This is a genomic window from Acinetobacter sp. Leaf130 (assembly GCF_001423205.1).
Taxonomy (GTDB): domain Bacteria; phylum Pseudomonadota; class Gammaproteobacteria; order Pseudomonadales; family Moraxellaceae; genus Acinetobacter; species Acinetobacter calcoaceticus.
Window position 1 is genome coordinate 136,015 of record NZ_LMOE01000009.1, and the last position, 18,785, is coordinate 154,799.

Genomic DNA, 18,785 nt, shown 5'->3' on the forward strand with positions numbered 1-18,785 from the left:
ACAAATATTATTATAGACGGATATCTGACTCAGATTGAGCAAAAACATATTTCAGATCATAAAGAACATGCGATGTTTTACCTAAAGATCGAATTGCATCAATACCCATTTCTTTAAATTCGTTATGGGCAACTGCTAATATTACAGCATCATATTGACCTGCTGTAGGTTGATTAACCGGCGTAATACCATATTCGTGTTGAGTTTCTTCCCTATCAATCCAAGGATCATATACATCTACATCTACATGATATTCTTGTAATTCTTTTACAATATCAATAATTTTTGTATTACGAATATCTGGGCAATTTTCTTTAAAGCTTAGACCTAATACTAAAACTTTAGCCCCTTCAACTTGAATTTTCTTTTTTATCATTCCTTTGACAAGTTGAGTAACAACATATGCCCCCATTGAATCATTCAATCGGCGCCCTGCTAAAATAATTTCTGGATGATAGCCAATTGCTTGGGCTTTATGAGTTAAATAATATGGGTCGACTCCGATACAGTGCCCACCGACTAAACCTGGGCGGAATGGTAAGAAGTTCCATTTTGTACCTGCAGCTTTAAGTACCTCTTCTGTATCAATACCTAGTTTGTTAAAAATAAGTGCCAATTCATTAATTAAGGCAATATTAACGTCACGCTGTGTGTTTTCGATAACTTTTGCAGCCTCAGCAACTTTTATACTCGCTGCTTTATGTGTCCCTGCTTCAATAATTAAAGTGTAAACTTCATCAACATAATCAGCAATTTCAGGTGTTGAACCTGAGGTGATTTTTAAAATATTAGTAACGCGGTGAAGTTTATCGCCGGGGTTAATACGTTCTGGGCTATAACCAGCAAAGAAATCTTTATTAAATGTCAAACCTGAAATTTCTTCGAGCACTGGGATACAAACTTCCTCTGTGGCACCCGGATAAACGGTAGATTCGTATACGACAATATCACCTTTTTTCAGAACTTTACCGATACTAGTAGAAGCTTTAACTAAAGGTGTTAAATCTGGCTGTTTATAATCATCAATTGGAGTTGGAACAGTGACAATAAAAAAATTACAATCTTTTAAATCTTCTAAACTTGTAGTGTAACTTAATTGAGCTGCTTGTTTTAATTCTTCTGGTGAAACCTCTAGGGTATGATCTTGACCGTTTTTTAATTCACTTATACGTTTTTGATAAATATCAAAACCCACAACTGGCACTTTTTTGCCAAACTCAACTGCCAATGGCAAGCCTACATAACCTAAACCTATAATCGCTATTCTTAAATCGGCAAGTTGCATAAAAGTTAGCCTTATTCCTTACAAATTGTATATATAATAAAAAATATATCTTGACTGGATATTGTCGTGCGTAACTATATCAGTTTTTTTTCATCAACTATAAAGCAATTGTATAAAAGTGTTTACAAGCTTTTTCTCTGGTTATATTTAAGTAATTTTTAAGAAGCCAATCCCCGTTCTCTTAGAAATTCTAAATTATACAAATAAATTAATCATACAAAGCTGTACGATTTTTCTGTGTTTTTTAATTTTTTTTCGGCTAGAATCACAACGTCTATATCTAAGATAAGCACTTAGTGCTAAACGATTAACGATATCAATTGATATCAATTAAAGATAAATACACAAAGGGTTTCGTGTGAAATATTGTCAGTTTTTTTCTGTTCTTGCCTTGAGTTTAAGTGTCGCTAGTTGTGCTGTCACTTCTGGTTTACAAACTTATGATATTCCAGATGAGGGTGTGTATAGAACCGATCTCGGAACTACAGTTAATGTTGTTAAAATCTCTCAAGACACACTACCTGCAATCCAACCTGCGCAAACTAATTATCGCAACAACTACCAAACTTTATTTAAAAATCAACAACCTATATACAAACTAAGCTCAGGTGATGTTCTTTCCATCCAGCTTTGGGCATATCCTGAAATTACTCCACCAGTAAATAATATAAACAATGAACAGTCGATTCAGGCAAGTGGTTATCCAATCGACCAAACTGGCTACATTCAATTTCCTTTAGTAGGTCGCTATAAGGCAGCTGGTAAAACTCTTGCTCAAGTGAACCGTGAATTGCGTGGCCAACTAGCCCGTTTCTTAAAAAACCCAGACGTTGTTGTAAGAGTACTGTCCTACGAAGGTCAGCGCTTTTCTGTGCAAGGCAGCGTCACAAAAGGTGGGCAATTTTACTTAAGCGATCAACCTGTAAGTGTTTATTCAGCACTTGGCATGGCTGGTGGTGTCACTACAATGGGTGATAATACTTATATTCAACTCATTCGAAATGGTCAAACCTATAATCTAAACACAATTGATTTAGAGAAAGCTGGCTATTCATTGCATAAGCTCTTGATTCAGCCAAATGATACACTTTATGTTAGTACTCGCGAAAATCAAAAGATTTACGTTATGGGTGAAGCAGGTAAAAACCAAGCTTTACCAATGCGTGATCAAGGGATGACATTAAGTGATGCTTTAGGTGAAAGTTTAGGTTTAAATCCTTTATCTGCCAGCGCTAGCAAAATCTATGTGTTACGTACCAATCCAAATGACAGAACAACTGAACTTTACCATTTAAATTTGATGAGTATTGGTGATTTTGGCCTAGCGAATCAGTTTAAGTTACGTAGTAATGATATTGTTTATGTTGATGCGACAGGCTTAACCCGCTGGCAACGTGTTGTCAATCAAATTATTCCATTCTCAAGTGCGTTATATAACATAGACCGTTTGGGACAATAGTATTATGCAATTTAAGAATATTTTGGTGGTCTGTATTGGAAATATCTGCCGAAGTCCTATGGCAGAATATTTTTTAAAACAACAATATCCTCAGTTAAATATTGAGTCTGCTGGTATTTCTGGGCTTATTGGTCATCAAGCTGATGAAAAAGCAAAACTTTGTATGCAACGATTAGGCATTGATATGCAACCTCATGTTGCAAGAAAATTAAATGCTGAACATATTAAAAAAGCTGACCTTATTTTGGTCATGAGTCACAACCAGCAAAAACATATTGAGCAAGTATGGCCCTTTGCAAAAGGTAAAACCTATCGCTTAGGGCATTGGCAAAACAGAAATGTGCCTGATCCCTACCAGCACGATCAAGCTGTTTTTGATGAAACCTGTCAACTTATTCAACAGTGCATTGCTGATTGGAAACCTTATATTTAACACCAAGATTTTAAACTTATGAACCAAAATACAAACACCGAAGATACAATTGATTTAAAAGAATTGTTTTTTTCACTGATTGCTCAGTGGAAGCTAATCGCACTCTGCATTATTTTAAGCCTTGTGTGTGCGCTGCTCTATTTACGTGTAACACCAGACACCTATTCGGTTGATGCTTTGGTTCAAGTTGAAGACAGCAAAGGGGCTTCTGCTGCACTTTTAGGTGATTTATCTAATATGATTGAGCAAAAGTCTCCTGCTCAAGCTGAAATTGAAATTTTAAAGTCTCGTCTGGTCTTGGGTTCGGTCATTAAAGACTTACATCTGAATATCCAAGTTTCCAGCACTGAAAATACGCTTACTCATCGCCTATTAAGCGATACTGACTATAAAACTGAATACACTAAAAAATCAGTTTTATTTAAAGATGATTTAAAAAGTTTTGAAATTCGTGAATTTGAAGTACCAGCGTACTATCTAGACAAAAATTTATTTCTTAATTTTGATAAACAATCCTTGCGTTTGACCGACCCGGAAACAGAAGAAGTAATATTAACTGTTCCGTTAAATCAAGCTAATCACGTCGCTGGGCCACATGGACTTTGGAAAGTTGCAATCTTTACCAAAGATCAACTCGATCCAACTTATAATATTAAAAATTTATCCATACCAGCTACTGTAAATGCACTTAGCTTAAACTACTCAGTCGCAGAACGCGGTAAGCTTACAGGTGTTTTAGGTTTAAATTATCAAGGTCAAGACAAAGAGCATATCACTAAAGTTTTAAATGCAATTTTGGCAACTTATAGTGCACAAAATATTGAACGCCGTTCGGCTGAATCTGCTCAAACTTTAAAATTCTTAGATGAACAATTACCTGATCTTAAGAAACAACTAGATGATGCTGAGCGTCAATTTAATAAATTCCGTCAGCAATACAACACAGTTGATGTGACCAAAGAATCAGAGCTTTATTTAACTCAAAGTATTACTTTAGAAACAAAGAAAGCAGAGCTTGAACAGAAGCAGGCAGAAATGGCCGCAAAATATACTGCTGACCATCCTGCAATGCGTGAAATTAATGGCCAGCTTTCAGCAGTCAATAAACAAATTGGTGAGCTCAACAGTACTTTAAAACAATTACCAGACGTACAACGTCAATATTTACAATTGTATCGCGAGGTTGAAGTAAAAACTCAGCTTTACACTGCATTATTAAATTCTTATCAACAGCTTCGTATCGCAAAAGCTGGTGAAATTGGAAACGTACGTGTCGTTGATACTGCTGTTGAACCAGTCGAACCAATTAAACCTAAAAAATTACAAGTCCTTATCTTATCTTTATTCTTAGGCAGTTTTATAGGAACATTAATTGCCTTACTACGCAATATGTTACGTACAGGCATTAAGGATTCTGGCCAAATTGAAAATGAATTAGATTTACCTGTCTATGCAACAGTACCACGTTCTCCAATTCAAGAAAGTCGCGTTAAAATTTTAAAGAAGAAGAAGAATATTCCTATTCTTGCAGTTAAAAATAGTGATGATATTGCAATTGAGAGCTTACGTAGTATCCGTACTGCAATTCACTTTGCATTGGCGAGTGCGAAAAATAATATCATTATGATTGCAGGCCCGTCTCCAGAAGTAGGTAAATCCTTTATTTCGACGAATCTTGCAACAATTTTTGCGCAAGGAGATAAGCGAGTATTGCTTATCGATGCAGATATGCGTCGTGGTTATATGCACAAATATTTTGATGTTGATGTCAAACCAGGTCTTTCTGAATTGCTAAGTGGTCAAGCTGACCTACAAAAAGTATTGCACAAAACTCAAGTTGCTAACCTTGATGTGATTACACGTGGTAAGAGCCCAACAAATCCTTCAGAAATTCTAAGCTCAAACCAATTTAAAGAATTACTTGAACAGCTACAAAGTCAATATGACCACATCATTATTGATACTCCACCAGTACTTGCAGTAACCGATGGTATTATTATTTCGCAATATACTGGTGTGAACTTAATTGTTGCTCGTTATGCTAAGTCACAAATGAAAGAACTTGAATTAACACTTAATCGCTTTGAACAAGCAGGTGTTAAAGTCAACGGCTTTATTCTCAATGACATTCAACGTGCTAGCGCGGGTTATGGTTACGGCTATAACTACGCCTATGCTTACAAAGCACAAAAAGAAGATTAAGCGTAAAGTCATAAAAAAACCGGATCAAATGATCCGGTTTTTTATTTAAGATTTTTTAAGTACATCCCTACTAAAACTAACTAAAATATATAAAAAACCACTCGTTTTTTTTCTTAAACATTCTATGCTTAAGCATGCTAAGATCAAAAGCAGCCTTTTTAGACTCAAATGATTATTTTTGGAACCTTTTATGAGTAAAGCCTTACCCATTGCTGTCGCTGTAGTTTTAGGCGGTGCTGCACTTGTACCAGTATATTATGCAAGCCAACATCCGACCACAGAAGTCGGAAGCAAGGCAAATAAAAATGCCACCCCAATTGAAAAAATTAGTTATGTTCTTGGATATGAAGTTGCTCAGCAAACTCCGCCTGAACTAGATACAAAATCATTTGTGAAAGGGATTCATGATGCTCGCAGCAAGCAGCCAAGTGCTTATACTCAAGAAGAGTTAAAAGCTGCTGTAACCGCTTATGAAAAAGAATTACAGCAAAAAATGCAGCAACAGAATAAACCAGAACAAGCTGCTGGTGTTGCTCCTGAGTCTGCCGATGCTCAATTTCTTGCAGAAAATAAAACAAAAGCTGGTGTAAAAACTACGGCGTCTGGCTTGCAATATATCATTACTAAAGAAGGCACAGGTAAACAACCCACTGCGCAGTCTATGGTTAAAGTACATTACGAAGGCCGTTTAATTAATGGTCAAGTTTTTGATAGTTCTTATAAACGCGGTGAGCCAGTTGAGTTTCCACTCAATCAGGTTATTCCAGGCTGGACTGAAGGACTTCAATTGATGAAAGAAGGTGGTAAAGCGACGTTCTTCATTCCATCGAATCTTGCCTATGGCCCTCAGGAAGTTCCTGGTATTCCAGCAAACAGTACGCTGATTTTTGATGTAGAACTCATTTCAGTGAAATAAAAACATTCAGGAGAGTAGAACACTACTCTCCTTTTTTTTGGAAAACGGCATGAAAAAAATTGGTCTAATTATTGCAGCATCAACAATGAGTTTATCTGTTCTTGCTGCAACTCCTATAACAAATAAAAGCCCAGCAAAAGAACAATTTAGCTATAGTTATGGCTATTTGATGGGTCGTAATAATACTGATGCATTAACAGATCTAAATCTTGATACTTTTTACCAAGGTCTTCAAGAAGGCGCACAAAGTAAAACAGCACGCCTAACTGATGAAGAAATGGCAAAAGCGATTAATGACTATAAGAAAACCTTAGAAGCCAAACAACTCGTCGAATTTCAAAAAACAGGTCAACAGAATGCCCAAGCAGGTACAGCATTTCTTGCTGACAATGCAAAAAAATCAGGTGTAATCACGACTAAATCTGGTCTTCAATACCAAGTATTAAAAGAAGGTAATGGTCAAAAGCCGAAAGCCACATCTCGTGTTAAAGTAAATTATGAAGGTCGTTTACTCGACGGGACCGTATTTGATAGTTCTATTGCCCGTAATCATCCAGTTGAGTTTCAGCTCAGTCAAGTAATTACTGGTTGGACAGAGGGTCTACAGACTATGAAAGAAGGCGGAAAGACTCGCTTCTTTATTCCGGCTAATCTTGCTTATGGTGAGGTCGGTGCTGGCGACAGTATTGGCCCAAACAGTACTTTAATTTTTGATATTGAATTACTACAAGTTTTACCGAAATAAATTCATTAGATATAAAAAAAGCGATCATTTAAGATCGCTTTTTTATTTTTAGTGTTTTAAGTCTCTAGGACGAAAACCTGTAACGACGAGAGCAACCAGATAAGCGACTACGCCGACTACACACAATCCAACCACTTCGGCAACACGTAACCACTGTGAAAGTTCACCGTTATACCAATTTAATGCAAACCAAAGTGCTGCAATCATGGCAAGGTTCGCTAAACCATATTGAAGAAACAGCTTTTTCCAATGTGAACCAAATCGGAAAATATTCCGCTTATGCAAATAGAAGTAGAGTAAACCTGCATTCACCAAAGCCGAGCCTGAAGATGCCAAAGCAAGTGCCATATGCTCTGCGTGCCAATCAATCAGCTTAAAGAAACCAATAAATATAACGTTTAAAATAGCATTCGCTGCGACTGACATTAAACCGACACGTACAGGTGTTTTGGTATCTTGCTGTGCATAGAAACCCGGAGCAAAGACTTTAATCAGCATAAACGAAATCACACCAGCGCTCATACATTGCAGTGCTAGAGCTGTCATTTGTGTATCACGTAGGTCAAACTCGCCACGCTGGAATAATGCCTGAATAATCGGTGTAGAAAGCATAAATAAGGCAATACTTGCTGGTAAGCCAACTAATACAATAATTTTTGCAGCCCAGTCGATCATACCGCGGAACTTTGCTTGATCTTGTTCTGCATGACGGGCAGAAAGTGAAGGTAAAATCACTGTACCAATCGCAACACCAATTAAACCTAACGGCAATTCAGTCATACGCTCTGCACTGTAGAGCCAAGATACTGAACCATCTTGCATGAAAGATGCCCAAATCGTATTTAATAACAAGTTAATCTGGGTAACAGATACCCCAAATAATGCTGGCAGCATTAACTTTAAAATGCGTTCTACACCTTCATGTCTAAAATCAACTTTAGGTGGAATCAGCAGATTTTTACGCCATAATTCTGGAATCTGCAAAGCTAACTGCAACACCCCTGCCACAACCACTGACCAACCTAATGCTTTGATCGGTTCAGCCATATACGGCGTAAGCCACCATGCGCCTGCAATCATCGCGACATTCAGCAAAACTGGTGAAAAAGCTGGTGAAGCAAACGATCCATAACTATTTAAAATACTGCTGGCAAAAGCGGTCAGCGACATAAACAATAAATAAGGGATGGTCAGACGGAACATACTGACGGCTAAATCGAACTTTTCAGGATCATTATGGAAACCCGGGGCATACATATAAATGATTGCTGGGGCTAGAACCATAGCGACAAAAGTTAGTAGGGTCATGACTGTCAGCAAACAGCCAAATACCCGACTAATTAAGATCTGCACTTCAGCGTGTGCCCGGCCTGTTTTATATTCAGTTAATACTGGAATAAAAGCCTGAGAAAAGGCACCTTCGGCAAATAATCGTCGAAAGAAGTTGGGAATACGAAAAGCGACGACGAAGGTATCGAAATCTTTACCCGCACCAAACACGTTGAGCAATACGACGTCACGCACTAACCCTAACACTCGTGATAACATCGTCATTGCACTGACAATAAAAGTCGATCGCCATAATGCCATCGTACTCACCTACAGCTATATTCGAAAGACGCTATTGTAATGAAACTAGAAAATCTTTTCGTTGTGAAATGATGAACAAACTCAAGTTTTTTTCTGACCCAACAATTGTCTAAAATGCTGCCATTTAAAATAAGGTCCCGGATCAGTTTTTCGGCCGGGCGCAACATCTGAATGTCCTGCAATATGGTTTTTAATTTCAGGATAAGCCTGACGAATGGCAGTAACGACGTCGGTTAATACGTCGTATTGTACTTCTTCAAAGGGCAAATCATCACTTCCTTCAAGCTCTATACCAATTGAATAATCATTGCATTCTACTTTGGCTAAATAACTCGAACGCCCTGCATGCCATGCCCGATCATTAAAATTAACAAACTGTAGGACTTCCCCACTACGTAAAATCAGCAAATGCGTAGAAACCTGCATCCCCTCAATGGTCTGGAAATAAGGATGAACTGACCAATCTAACTTGTTTTGAAAAAACTGCTCAATATACCCGCCTCCAAATTGAGATGGTGGCAAGCTAATATTATGAACAACAATCATTTGAATTTCGGTACCAGTCGGACGCTGGTTAAAATTTGGAGAAGGGATTTGTCTCGCCCCTTTTAATTGCCCATCTATAACTTCATACGGTGTGATTTGCTTCATTGAGATGCCAATAAATTGCTTGCCAATTGTTTTAGTTTAAAACAGTTATCTACTTTTCAAAGTAGTAAATGCGATTGTTTATCGCGATTAATCTCATAAAACAGCTTATTTTTAAAGTCGACGGTGCTAATATATCGCAAGTTTTAGGGTCATCGACAAAATGGAAACCGTATGAGCATACCTCAGTCTTTGCTTGAACAATCAATTCAAATCAATATTCAACAAGCATTACAAGAAGATATTGGGGACGGTGACATTACCGCCATGCTCACACCTGAAGATGAGCAAGCCACTGCAACCATTATTAGTCGCGAAGATATGGTCTTAGCTGGCCAACCTTGGGTAAATGCGCTCATCTCAGCTTATGACAATACTGTTCAAGTGACTTGGTTAAAACAAGAAGGCGAGCGTGTTGCTGCAAACGAAGCATTTTTAAAACTTGCTGGTTCTGCACGTAGCTTACTTACTGTAGAGCGCCCTGCTTTAAACTTTATTCAAACTTTATCTGCGGTTGCGACAAAAACAGCTGAATATGTTCAACAGCTCGAAGGTTTAAATACAAAACTCCTCGATACACGCAAAACCTTGCCAGGCTTACGTATTGCACAAAAATATGCTGTAGCTGTTGGTGGTGGTCAAAACCATCGTCTAGGTTTATTTGATGCGTTCTTAATTAAAGAAAACCATATTATGGCAGCAGGTGGTATTGCTCAGGCAATTGCCAAAGCCCATCAAATTGCACCGGGTAAACCTGTTGAAGTCGAAGTTGAAACTTGGGATGAGCTAAATCAAGCACTTGAAGCTGGTGCAGACATTGTTATGCTAGACAACTTTAGTCAACAGCAAATGATTGATGCTGTAAAACATGTTGCAGGCCGTTGTAAGTTAGAGGCATCAGGCAATATCACCATTGAAAACTTACGGGAAGTTGCCACCACAGGTGTTGACTACATTTCTATGGGCGTGCTGACTAAAGACGTTAGAGCTGTTGATTTATCAATGCGTTTTAATGCTTAAATAAAGTCCACATCGTTATTAGTATTTTTTTGCGACTTGGTCATGTCTGCTGCTTGAGTTTTCTGCCATGCTGACTGAGTCGCTTGTGCCCCACTATCACGTGGATCAGCAGTCATTAAAACAAATGTAACTACTGCTAATAATACAATAAAACCTTGTAGCATAAATTTTCCCCATCACTCTTAAAAAATTAAGATCCTACAATAAAAGATAAATATGACCAGGCTTAGGAGATTCTGTTACAGAAGGTAAGTCTTTATTTTCATTATTCATCTACACAACAAGATATTACCTCTCTTCATTTATATTTCCCAACATTAGATTGTGCGAGATGTCATCTACAACCTGAGCAAGACAAAGCGATTATAGCTTTGTCGAAGCGCAAGAATGTTTTAAGCCTGTCTTTGTCTTTCGGTACGTAACAAAGATTAATTAATCTTTGTTACGTACCTCACTTTGGGCAAAACCAAAGTAACGAATTAGCTACTTCCACTGGATGAATAAACGATAAGACTCCGTCGTGCTAGCTAATTTAAAATAAATTATTAACCCAAAACTTCAGCTTAATCACTCATCCGTTATAGCAACTTAAGACTCTAAATAACCCATATATGGATCAGAAATTGAATCTTCTTGGGTTTCAATACGGCCAGCAAAGCGACGGCTAAAAGTAGCATCATCAGCTAATGTCACAGTGAAGTCATACCAGCCACCAAATTCAGACATATCCCAAACCAGTTCTTTTTCAGAATGATCGGTTTCTATATTCCATGTCTTATTTGCAAGATAAGCATTTGCTTTGACTGTCAGCTTGACTGACTTACTACCATCATGACGCACTTTTAAATATAAATTCGCATCACACTCTTCTACACACACTCTAATTTCTGGCAATGCTTGAGTCTGGTTAGCTTGGCTTAAATTGCCTTTAAACGCACGATGGAAACCATTTGGCCCAAGTACCCATAAATCGTACTGCCCATTTGTAGCATTCCAGACATCATCTAACTGTTTACCCGCTTCAACCATATAACGGCGTGGAATCGCTGTAAGATCTAATCGGTTATACACATGGAAAACCGCTGCCTGTTTACCTGTATTTGAAAACATCAGCTTGACTGTCTTTTGTGCTGCATCAACTTTAGCACTGGTATGCAAAATATAAGGCAAAGCACGTGAAGGTCTAATGCCCATTTCCTGCTGTGCAAATTGTTGCTGGCTTGGAACCGGAACTTGTGGCAATAAAGCTTGAGCAACACGAATAGCATCGGCTTCTGCTTTTGTTTTCTTACCTACTAACTCATTTACAGGCAAAAGGTTCGGTGTTTTAAAATCAAAAGCTGTCGTTAAATCACCACACACGGCACGACGGTATGGACTAATATTTGGTTCTTGCACACCAAAACGCTTTTCTAAGAACTGTAAAATAGAAGTATGGTCAAAGACTTGTGAATTCACCCATCCCCCACGACTCCATGGTGAAATCACATACATGGGAACGCGTACACCCGGTCCATAAACACGTCCATCTGTTGCGGGTTGAGATTTTGCTGTAGCGACTGCTGGATGAGTAAAGTACTCATAAGACACTTGTTGATCACTTAAAGTCGTTTTCCCCTGAACTACACCTTTTTCATCTTTAGAAGGTGCACTTGGTGAAGGAATATGGTCAAAGAAACCATCATTCTCATCAAAGTTCACTAATAAAACCGTCTGGCTCCAAACTTGAGGGTTTTCAGTTAAAGCATTTAATACTTCCTGAATATACCAAGCACCCTGTACAGGACTAGATGGCCCTGGATGTTCACTGTAAGTTGCAGGAGCAACCAACCAGCTTACTTGCGGTAATTTTCCTTGAGCAATATCTGTTTTAAAAGTTCCTAAAAAACCACCGTCCGGCATGGTGTTAGCAATACCCTTATAAAGCGGCTGTGTTGCATCAATCTTTTCATCGTATGCAGGGCAAACGAGAGCATCGTTACTTACAGGTTGCCCCGACTGCTCATTTGCACGGCGGTACTGTTTGAAACCTGCTAGAGGATTGTCGGTAAAGTTATCCGGCATATTCTGGTAGATTTTCCAGCTAACGCCAGCCTGTTGTAAGCGCTCAGGATAGGTCGTCCATTCATAACCCTCATTTGAAGGACCAATACCATCAAACTCATTTACAACACTCGCAACACCTGCACCTGTAGGACCATTCGTTCCGGTCCAGATAAACTTACGGTTTGGATTGGTACCGGCATGCATCGCACAATGGTAAGCGTCACAAATGGTAAAAGCGTTGGCTAATGCAAACTGATATTCCACTTCCTGCTTTTTATAATATCCCATCGACTGTGGCTTTTTATAAGTGACCCAATCACTCATTCGACCATTGTCCCAAGCGGCCTGACCATCGGACCATGAATGAGGTGTACCTGAAACGCGCTGTGCATTTCCTAAGCGGCTATCCAAATGGTAAGGCAATATTTTATTTTTCTTAGCATCATATTGTTCCCAAACCTTTCGGCCTTCGGTCATTGGAATGGTAAAGCGGTCTCCAAAACCACGCACGCCTTTTAGTGTTCCAAAATAATTATCAAAAGAACGGTTTTCCTGAGTCAGAACCACGATGTGTTTAACATCTTGAATAGTTCCACTTTCAACTTTGGCATCAATAGCTAAGGCTTTTTGAATACTAAGCGGGAAACTCGCTAAAGCAGCTGTCCCAAACATGGTTTTTGTAGAATTTAAAAGAAATTCGCGACGATTCATTAGTTCTATCCTGAGTTCTTATTATGGTGCACAGTGCATTTTGCAATTACTGGTCGGCGGTGTTGTTGGCGATGAATTGTCTGAGTCGTTATCATCGTTACAAGCACTGAGCATAAGTGCTAAAGATGTAATTAATAAAAGTGAAAGTTTTCGCATTGGTTTTTTCCAAACGGTTTAAATGCGAACTACTAATAAAGCGTAAAAGTGACAGGCAAGTGATGTTTTTATGTCGATTTGATGAAGGTATAAAAAAACGCATCCGAAGATGCGCTTTTTGGAAAGTGTAAAATTACCAGCCTAAAGCTTCTTGTTGCTTTTTAACGAGCTCGGCAATTCCCTTTTCAGCCATTTCTAACATGGCATTGCTTTGTGCACGGGTAAATGGTTTATCTTCGGCTGTACCTTGAATTTCAATAAATTCACCAGCTTGTGTCATCACTACGTTTAAGTCAGTTTGACAGTTCGAATCTTCTTCATAACAAAGATCAAGCAATACTTCATCTTGATACATACCCACAGAAATTGCAGCAACTAATCCTTTAAGCGGATCATGCTTAATTTTCTTTTGAGACAATAAAACATTCATAGCATCAACCAATGCTACAGCCGCACCAGTAATTGATGCAGTACGTGTACCACCATCTGCCTGAATCACATCACAGTCGATAGTAATGGTATTTTCGCCAAGCTTTTTCAAATCGACCATAGCACGTAAGCTACGACCAATCAGACGTTGGATTTCCTGTGTCCGGCCCGACTGTTTACCACGCGCTGCTTCACGGTCACAACGTGAGTGTGTTGAACGCGGTAACATGCCATATTCAGCAGTGACCCAGCCCTGTCCTTTTCCTTTTAAAAACCGTGGAACCGAATTATCGATACTTGCAGTACAAAGGACTTTGGTGTGACCAAACTCAACCAGAACTGAACCTTCTGCATAATGGGTATAATTACGTGTGATTTTTACTTCACGTAACTGGTCTAATTCACGTTGGTCAATACGCATAATCCTTCCTAACTTCTCTTAAATACAAATCTGGGCATAGTATAGCAAAGGATTTTGACAGGTTGAGTTTATTCCCTACTTTCAAATGTAAGTCTGCACTTTTAATGACTCAAAAATAAAAATAGCCCCTTAAAAGGAGCTATTTGGAATACCTTAAACAATGCTCTATCTTTATTAAGCAGTTTTGCCAAACATGCCTTTTACCGCCTCAACAAAGGTCCGCTTGGTCGCCACTAAACGATCAACCACATTGTCAGGCAAAGAGTGAACAGCCAGACGTTTATACACACTCAAAATTTGAAATCCAAAGGGCGCGGTATTGTACTGTTGACCGAACTCTGCACAGACTTCACGTACTTTAGGTGCCATCTCTTGATAGCGGTTGGCAGGTACATCAGGAAACAAGTGATGTTCGATTTGATGACTCAAGTTGCCACTCAAGAAATGCATGATTTTACCGCCAGTAAAGTTTGCTGAACCACGGATCTGACGCAAGTACCACTCTGCTTTGGTTTCATTATCAATATTGTCAGTGATAATTTCAGAGTCTTCTGTGAAATGACCACAATAAATCACGGTCGATGCCCAGTAGTTACGGATCAAGTTAGCAAAAAAGTTACCAGCCAATACTGGCAAGAACATTGGTCCTGCAATTAGTGGGAATAGCACATAATCTTTACCAAACTGACGTACCATTTTTTTACGTAGATTTTTAGATTCTACATACACTTCTTTCCAAGTTTTGGTGCCATCAAACAACACTTTTTCCATCTCTAGACGTTGCAAAGCCAGTAGCCATTCAAAACCCGTTGACAATACAAAACCCATTGGCACGTTGAATAAAAAACGAGGTTCCCACTTTTGCTCACGGCTCATGCGCATTACACCATAACCGCTAATATCATGATCCATGCCAAACACATTGGTATAGGTATGATGCTTATAGTTATGGGTATATTTCCAGTCTTCACCAGTACACACCGTATCCCAGTCATAGGTTGCACCGTTAAGCGTTGGATCATTTAACCAGTCAAACTGACCATGCATCACATTATGACCGAGTTCCATGTTTTCAACGATTTTTGATACGCCTAGCATAGCCGTACCCAACAACCATACTGGTGGAATCCAACCACCAAACATCAACATGCCACGTGATGCAATTTCGGTGTAGCGTACAAAATTACGTACTTTGTAAATATATTTTGAATCTTCTTCCCCGAGATCTTTCATCACTTCAAGACGAATTTCTTCAATGCGGCGACCAAAAGCTTCTGTTTGCTCTGGGGTTAAATGTGCCGATTTTGATGTTGCTTTAATTTCCACTGCCATATTCATAATGGTATCCTCAAATCTCTTTTATGTTTGTTTTTATAGATCAATCGTGACTGGGCTAAGGGCTTGGTTCACGCATAACTTAATTGCACGATTTGGTTGATCGTCAATTTCACCTGTTAATATATTCTGGGTGACACCACTGACTTTGGTACACGTACATTGGTTGCATACACCCATACGACAACCATGCTGTGGACGTAAACCAGCTTGCTCTGCACTGCTTAATAACGTTGTCGTGGCAAGAAAGTTTTGTTGCGAACGACGAAATATGATTGGTTGTGCTTCATTAGACTGTTCGATTTGAACAGGCATGAAAAACTCTTGATGGAAGTTTTCCAACACATCATGTTGCTTATAAATATCTTGTGCCTGACGCATCATGCCGTGATGACCACATGCATACATTTGTAGGTCTTTAAAGTTCGGGACCAGTTTCGCCAACAATTTCGCATCTAAATGCTGCTTTTGCTCAGTGGTATTAAAAAAATGATATTGAAGCTCTGGATGCTTTTCTGCCAAAGCTTTTAATTCAGCATGAAAAATTTCTGCGCGATTAAAGTAAATGACATGAATCTGTTCGAGCTGCTGTTTCAAAGCTTGCTGCAAAAGTGAATAAATTGCAGTAATGCCACTACCTGACGCAATTAAAATCGCAGGTTGCTGGCCTTGGTGCAAAGTAAAATCACCTTGTGGCTGTGAAATCTCAATGCACTCTCCAACATGTAATAGTTGAGCTGCACTAGACACTAAGCCTTGTACTTTAATACCTAAAGAGATTTCACCTTCATTCGTTACTTCAATAATTGAATAACTACGCTGGTGGTAAACCCCATCTATAAGTAGGGTCAATAAAATACTTTGTCCAGCACATACCTGATCGAATTTAAAATTACGATTCGGTTTTAGCTTGATAAGCACCATATCGGTATGTAGAGACTGAACTGCGGTAATTTCTGCAAGTACGCGTTTCCAAGCCCAAGTCACGTTAATTTTCTGCAAAACAAAATCAACGAAATCTTCTCGAACCAAATGTGGCTGATAACTAAGTGTTGCGTTCATACGTTCCTCTTTTGTATCTGGCTATTTATTTGAGTGAACACATGTTCGTATAGTGAACATATGTACACTATATTTATAACTGTTCACTCAGTCAACACTTGTTCACTATTTTTTTTATGAAAGTTTGCTCTTTTTTGTTAGACTCTGGCTCACGGTTTAAATAGGTTCTTTTAATGTCGATACGGGATGAACGAAAACAGCAAAGTCGTCAGGCACTCCTTGATGCAGCCTTGCATCTGAGCACGTCTGGGCGTTCGTTCAGTAGTATCAGTTTGCGTGAAGTTGCACGTGAAGTTGGTTTGGTACCGACAGCGTTCTATCGTCATTTTCAAGACATGGATGAACTTGGTAAAGAACTGGTTGATCAAGTCGCACTACACTTAAAGAGTGTTTTACATCAATTGGGTCAAAGTTATTTACAACATAAATCTACGAAAACTCAGACCAGCATTGAGCTATTTGTTCAGGCGGTAAATCATAGCCCTAAGCAGTGGCAATTTATGATTTCCGAACGTTGGGGAGGTTCAGAAACGGTTCGTGCAGCAATTGCCCGAGAAATCGAATTTCTGATTGAAGATTTAACAACCGATCTTACCAAACTCGAAAATTTTAAACATATTCAACAACCTCAAGACTTAAATGTCTTGTCTACTATTTTGACCAACATGTCATTTACATGGGCAATGACGTGGCTCAACCTATCTAAACAATATCAAGACGAGCAGCTCAAACAGCAACAAACTGCCTTTATCGAAAATGCCTCTACACAAGTTCGCTTACTCTTTAGAGGGATTGCAAACTGGGAACGGTAAAAGCGGCAAATGACAAAAAACAGGTTATGTGGTAATACGTAAAGAGAGAAAGAAAAAGGCTAAAAATTTCGAGAAAAGTCTTTTTCTTTTTACAGGAAGTAAACTATTAGTTAGGCCAAACTGGTGTGGGAATACCTATGAATCTTGATCGTCATACACAGTTTTTGATGCGCAAAGAAAAAATTCTGAGCGTGGCAGAAAAATTGTTACTAGAAAACAATCAGGAAATTACTCTAGATGAGTTAGTGGCCGAGCTGGATATTGCTAAAGGCACACTTTATAAGCATTTTAGAAGCAAAAATGAGCTTCTACTTGAGTTAATTATTCAAAATGAAAAGCAAATTTTAGAAATTTCTAAAAAATATAATACAGATTTCAAAGAGTATGCTCCTCATTACATGCTTCACCATTTGCTTACGCCTGGAAAAACGATTCTATTGCATCAACTTGAAGAAAATCTGACGATGACAGAGTCTAAGTTGAAGCATCTTTTCGAAGAACTTTATGAAATCCGCCAACAGCGCATTTTAGCTATTAAAGATATTACTGAAAATTATTTAAAATCATTAAATTATGATATGTCGATTCGTGATTATTTGTCTTACATCTGGTCACTGACTTATGGCGCATCATTGCTTTTAAATTCTACGTATTACCAGCGTTCTATTGGTTCTCGCCAAAAGTTAATTAATTTATATATTAATCAGGCCTTATCGCTACCAACCCAAACAGTTAATTTTGATGTTTTAAATTTCCAAATTGAAGATGAAAACCCAAAAAATTAATTGAAATATTTCGTGATAATTAACAAAAATTTGAACATCGATATAAATTTTAATTGAATAAAAATGGGCTTCAGATGAAGCCCATTTTTGAAGTAAAGCCTAAACAACTTATTTTGCTTTACGTTCTTTCTCAATTAAATAATTAAGAACTTGAGTGACTTTACCATCTTCACCCTGCACGACATATTTACCATTAACTACAACCGCAGGAACACCTGTTAATTGGTACTGTTGAGCAAGTTTATTTGATTCAGCAACTTTTGCAGTCACAGCAAATGAGTTGTAAGTGCTATTAAATTTCTGTTCAGGAACACCGTAACGTGTGAAGAACTTAGCTGCAGAAGCCTGATCAAAAATTTGTTGACCGTTCACCTGAATCGCATGGAACAATGGTAAATGCGTGCGTTTACGTACACCTAATGCCTCAGATGTATAATATGTACGCGCCCCTTGTTCCCACATTTTATTCATTGCAGCTGGTGTACGTACAAAACGCACATCTTTAGGAATCTGTTTTAACCACGTTTGCATATGCGGTTCAAGTTTAAAACAGTGTGGACATCCATACCAAAAGAACTCTCGAACTTCGATTTTCCCCGGGACTTCCACTTTGCCTGGATTGGCAATCACGGTGTAGTCTTTACCAGCAACAAAATCTGCTGCCATTGCACTACCCGATACGGCCATAATTGCTGCACTCAAACCACCCAAAACCAATTTTTTCATTGCT

18 protein-coding genes are annotated in these 18,785 nt (G+C 38.5%); 8 read left to right on the top strand and 10 right to left on the bottom strand.

All coding sequences use genetic code 11. The features are described 5' to 3' along the window. Positions 1-10: 10 nt before the first annotated feature. A complete protein-coding gene (gene tviB / locus ASF86_RS17690) occupies positions 11-1,285 on the bottom strand; it encodes a Vi polysaccharide biosynthesis UDP-N-acetylglucosamine C-6 dehydrogenase TviB (protein WP_056484147.1) in 1,275 nt (424 codons plus the stop codon). Positions 1,286-1,643: 358 nt separating this feature from the next. On the opposite strand from tviB, the gene ASF86_RS17695 reads away from it, so the two are divergent. The 5 genes from ASF86_RS17695 (at position 1,644) to ASF86_RS17715 (ending at position 7,040) form a co-directional block, all read left to right on the top strand. After that, a complete protein-coding gene (locus tag ASF86_RS17695) occupies positions 1,644-2,744 on the top strand; it encodes a polysaccharide biosynthesis/export family protein (RefSeq protein WP_056484149.1) in 1,101 nt (366 codons plus the stop codon). A 4-nt stretch (positions 2,745-2,748) separates the two neighbouring features. Beyond that, complete coding sequence (locus ASF86_RS17700) at positions 2,749-3,177, top strand: low molecular weight protein-tyrosine-phosphatase (protein ID WP_056484152.1); 429 nt, start codon at positions 2,749-2,751, stop codon at positions 3,175-3,177. 18 nt (positions 3,178-3,195) lie between these two features. Next, positions 3,196-5,379: a polysaccharide biosynthesis tyrosine autokinase gene (locus ASF86_RS17705; RefSeq protein ID WP_056484156.1), complete on the top strand. Its 2,184-nt coding sequence runs from the start codon at positions 3,196-3,198 to the stop codon at positions 5,377-5,379. Positions 5,380-5,569: 190 nt separating this feature from the next. Next, complete coding sequence (locus tag ASF86_RS17710; protein ID WP_056484159.1) at positions 5,570-6,295, top strand: FKBP-type peptidyl-prolyl cis-trans isomerase; 726 nt, start codon at positions 5,570-5,572, stop codon at positions 6,293-6,295. 49 nt (positions 6,296-6,344) lie between these two features. Further along, positions 6,345-7,040 (top strand): FKBP-type peptidyl-prolyl cis-trans isomerase, encoded by a 696-nt coding sequence (locus tag ASF86_RS17715; protein ID WP_056484162.1) that lies wholly within the window; start codon positions 6,345-6,347, stop codon positions 7,038-7,040. A 48-nt stretch (positions 7,041-7,088) separates the two neighbouring features. Here the strand turns inward: ASF86_RS17715 and murJ are convergent, their stop codons facing one another. Further along, positions 7,089-8,639 carry a murein biosynthesis integral membrane protein MurJ gene (gene murJ / locus ASF86_RS17720; RefSeq protein ID WP_171252353.1) on the bottom strand — a complete coding sequence of 517 codons (1,551 nt, stop codon included), beginning with the start codon at positions 8,637-8,639 and terminating at the stop codon, positions 7,089-7,091. A gap of 72 nt (positions 8,640-8,711) precedes the next feature. Beyond that, positions 8,712-9,281, bottom strand: a complete 570-nt coding sequence (gene ampD / locus ASF86_RS17725; RefSeq protein ID WP_017389265.1) for a 1,6-anhydro-N-acetylmuramyl-L-alanine amidase AmpD — start codon at positions 9,279-9,281, stop codon at positions 8,712-8,714. Between the two features lie 171 nt (positions 9,282-9,452). Between ampD and nadC the strand changes: the two genes are divergently transcribed. After that, the gene (gene nadC / locus ASF86_RS17730; protein ID WP_005049254.1) at positions 9,453-10,298 is read left to right on the top strand and encodes a carboxylating nicotinate-nucleotide diphosphorylase; all 846 of its coding nucleotides are present in this window, start codon (positions 9,453-9,455) and stop codon (positions 10,296-10,298) included. Here the strand turns inward: nadC and ASF86_RS19495 are convergent. The 6 genes from ASF86_RS19495 to ASF86_RS17750 all read right to left on the bottom strand — a co-directional run bounded on the left by ASF86_RS19495 (position 10,295) and on the right by ASF86_RS17750 (position 16,458). Then, positions 10,295-10,462, bottom strand: coding sequence for a hypothetical protein (locus tag ASF86_RS19495; RefSeq protein WP_081407761.1), 168 nt, complete (start codon positions 10,460-10,462; stop codon positions 10,295-10,297). The two genes, nadC and ASF86_RS19495, sit on opposite strands and share 4 nt — an antisense overlap. A 424-nt stretch (positions 10,463-10,886) precedes the next feature. Then, entirely contained in the window at positions 10,887-13,055 is a 2,169-nt protein-coding gene (locus ASF86_RS17735; protein WP_056484168.1) for a phosphocholine-specific phospholipase C, read from the bottom strand. Between the two features lie 21 nt (positions 13,056-13,076). Further along, entirely contained in the window at positions 13,077-13,211 is a 135-nt protein-coding gene (locus tag ASF86_RS20185) for a hypothetical protein (protein ID WP_255787789.1), read from the bottom strand. A 133-nt stretch (positions 13,212-13,344) separates the two neighbouring features. Continuing rightward, positions 13,345-14,061 carry a ribonuclease PH gene (gene rph / locus ASF86_RS17740; protein ID WP_056484171.1) on the bottom strand — a complete coding sequence of 239 codons (717 nt, stop codon included), beginning with the start codon at positions 14,059-14,061 and terminating at the stop codon, positions 13,345-13,347. A gap of 174 nt (positions 14,062-14,235) precedes the next feature. Further along, a complete protein-coding gene (locus ASF86_RS17745) occupies positions 14,236-15,399 on the bottom strand; it encodes a fatty acid desaturase family protein (RefSeq protein WP_056484174.1) in 1,164 nt (387 codons plus the stop codon). A 33-nt stretch (positions 15,400-15,432) separates the two neighbouring features. Further along, positions 15,433-16,458, bottom strand: coding sequence for a ferredoxin reductase (locus ASF86_RS17750; RefSeq protein ID WP_056484177.1), 1,026 nt, complete (start codon positions 16,456-16,458; stop codon positions 15,433-15,435). 173 nt (positions 16,459-16,631) lie between these two features. On the opposite strand from ASF86_RS17750, the gene ASF86_RS17755 reads away from it, so the two are divergent. Then, on the top strand, positions 16,632-17,270 hold the full coding sequence (locus ASF86_RS17755; protein ID WP_003655781.1) for a TetR family transcriptional regulator: 639 nt from the start codon (positions 16,632-16,634) through the stop codon (positions 17,268-17,270). A 137-nt stretch (positions 17,271-17,407) separates the two neighbouring features. Then, complete coding sequence (locus ASF86_RS17760) at positions 17,408-18,055, top strand: TetR/AcrR family transcriptional regulator (RefSeq protein ID WP_005037677.1); 648 nt, start codon at positions 17,408-17,410, stop codon at positions 18,053-18,055. 108 nt (positions 18,056-18,163) lie between these two features. On the opposite strand, the gene ASF86_RS17765 is transcribed toward ASF86_RS17760, so the two are convergent. Beyond that, positions 18,164-18,781 carry a thiol:disulfide interchange protein DsbA/DsbL gene (locus tag ASF86_RS17765; protein WP_002120747.1) on the bottom strand — a complete coding sequence of 206 codons (618 nt, stop codon included), beginning with the start codon at positions 18,779-18,781 and terminating at the stop codon, positions 18,164-18,166. Positions 18,782-18,785: the final 4 nt, after the last annotated feature.

Excerpts from the sequence above, each read along its gene's own strand:
- tviB (WP_056484147.1), bottom strand. The coding sequence starts at position 1,285 with ATGCAACTTGCCGATTTAAGAATAGCGATTATAGGTTTAGGTTATGTA.
- ASF86_RS19495 (WP_081407761.1), bottom strand. The coding sequence starts at position 10,462 with ATGCTACAAGGTTTTATTGTATTATTAGCAGTAGTTACATTTGTTTTA.
- ASF86_RS17700 (WP_056484152.1), top strand. The coding sequence starts at position 2,749 with ATGCAATTTAAGAATATTTTGGTGGTCTGTATTGGAAATATCTGCCGA.
- rph (WP_056484171.1), bottom strand. The coding sequence starts at position 14,061 with ATGCGTATTGACCAACGTGAATTAGACCAGTTACGTGAAGTAAAAATC.
- ASF86_RS17750 (WP_056484177.1), bottom strand. The coding sequence starts at position 16,458 with ATGAACGCAACACTTAGTTATCAGCCACATTTGGTTCGAGAAGATTTC.
- ampD (WP_017389265.1), bottom strand. The coding sequence starts at position 9,281 with ATGAAGCAAATCACACCGTATGAAGTTATAGATGGGCAATTAAAAGGG.
- ASF86_RS17735 (WP_056484168.1), bottom strand. The coding sequence starts at position 13,055 with ATGAATCGTCGCGAATTTCTTTTAAATTCTACAAAAACCATGTTTGGG.
- ASF86_RS17705 (WP_056484156.1), top strand. The coding sequence starts at position 3,196 with ATGAACCAAAATACAAACACCGAAGATACAATTGATTTAAAAGAATTG.
- ASF86_RS20185 (WP_255787789.1), bottom strand. The coding sequence starts at position 13,211 with ATGCGAAAACTTTCACTTTTATTAATTACATCTTTAGCACTTATGCTC.
- ASF86_RS17765 (WP_002120747.1), bottom strand. The coding sequence starts at position 18,781 with ATGAAAAAATTGGTTTTGGGTGGTTTGAGTGCAGCAATTATGGCCGTA.
- ASF86_RS17745 (WP_056484174.1), bottom strand. The coding sequence starts at position 15,399 with ATGAATATGGCAGTGGAAATTAAAGCAACATCAAAATCGGCACATTTA.
- nadC (WP_005049254.1), top strand. The coding sequence starts at position 9,453 with ATGAGCATACCTCAGTCTTTGCTTGAACAATCAATTCAAATCAATATT.
- ASF86_RS17760 (WP_005037677.1), top strand. The coding sequence starts at position 17,408 with ATGAATCTTGATCGTCATACACAGTTTTTGATGCGCAAAGAAAAAATT.
- ASF86_RS17715 (WP_056484162.1), top strand. The coding sequence starts at position 6,345 with ATGAAAAAAATTGGTCTAATTATTGCAGCATCAACAATGAGTTTATCT.
- ASF86_RS17755 (WP_003655781.1), top strand. The coding sequence starts at position 16,632 with ATGTCGATACGGGATGAACGAAAACAGCAAAGTCGTCAGGCACTCCTT.
- ASF86_RS17710 (WP_056484159.1), top strand. The coding sequence starts at position 5,570 with ATGAGTAAAGCCTTACCCATTGCTGTCGCTGTAGTTTTAGGCGGTGCT.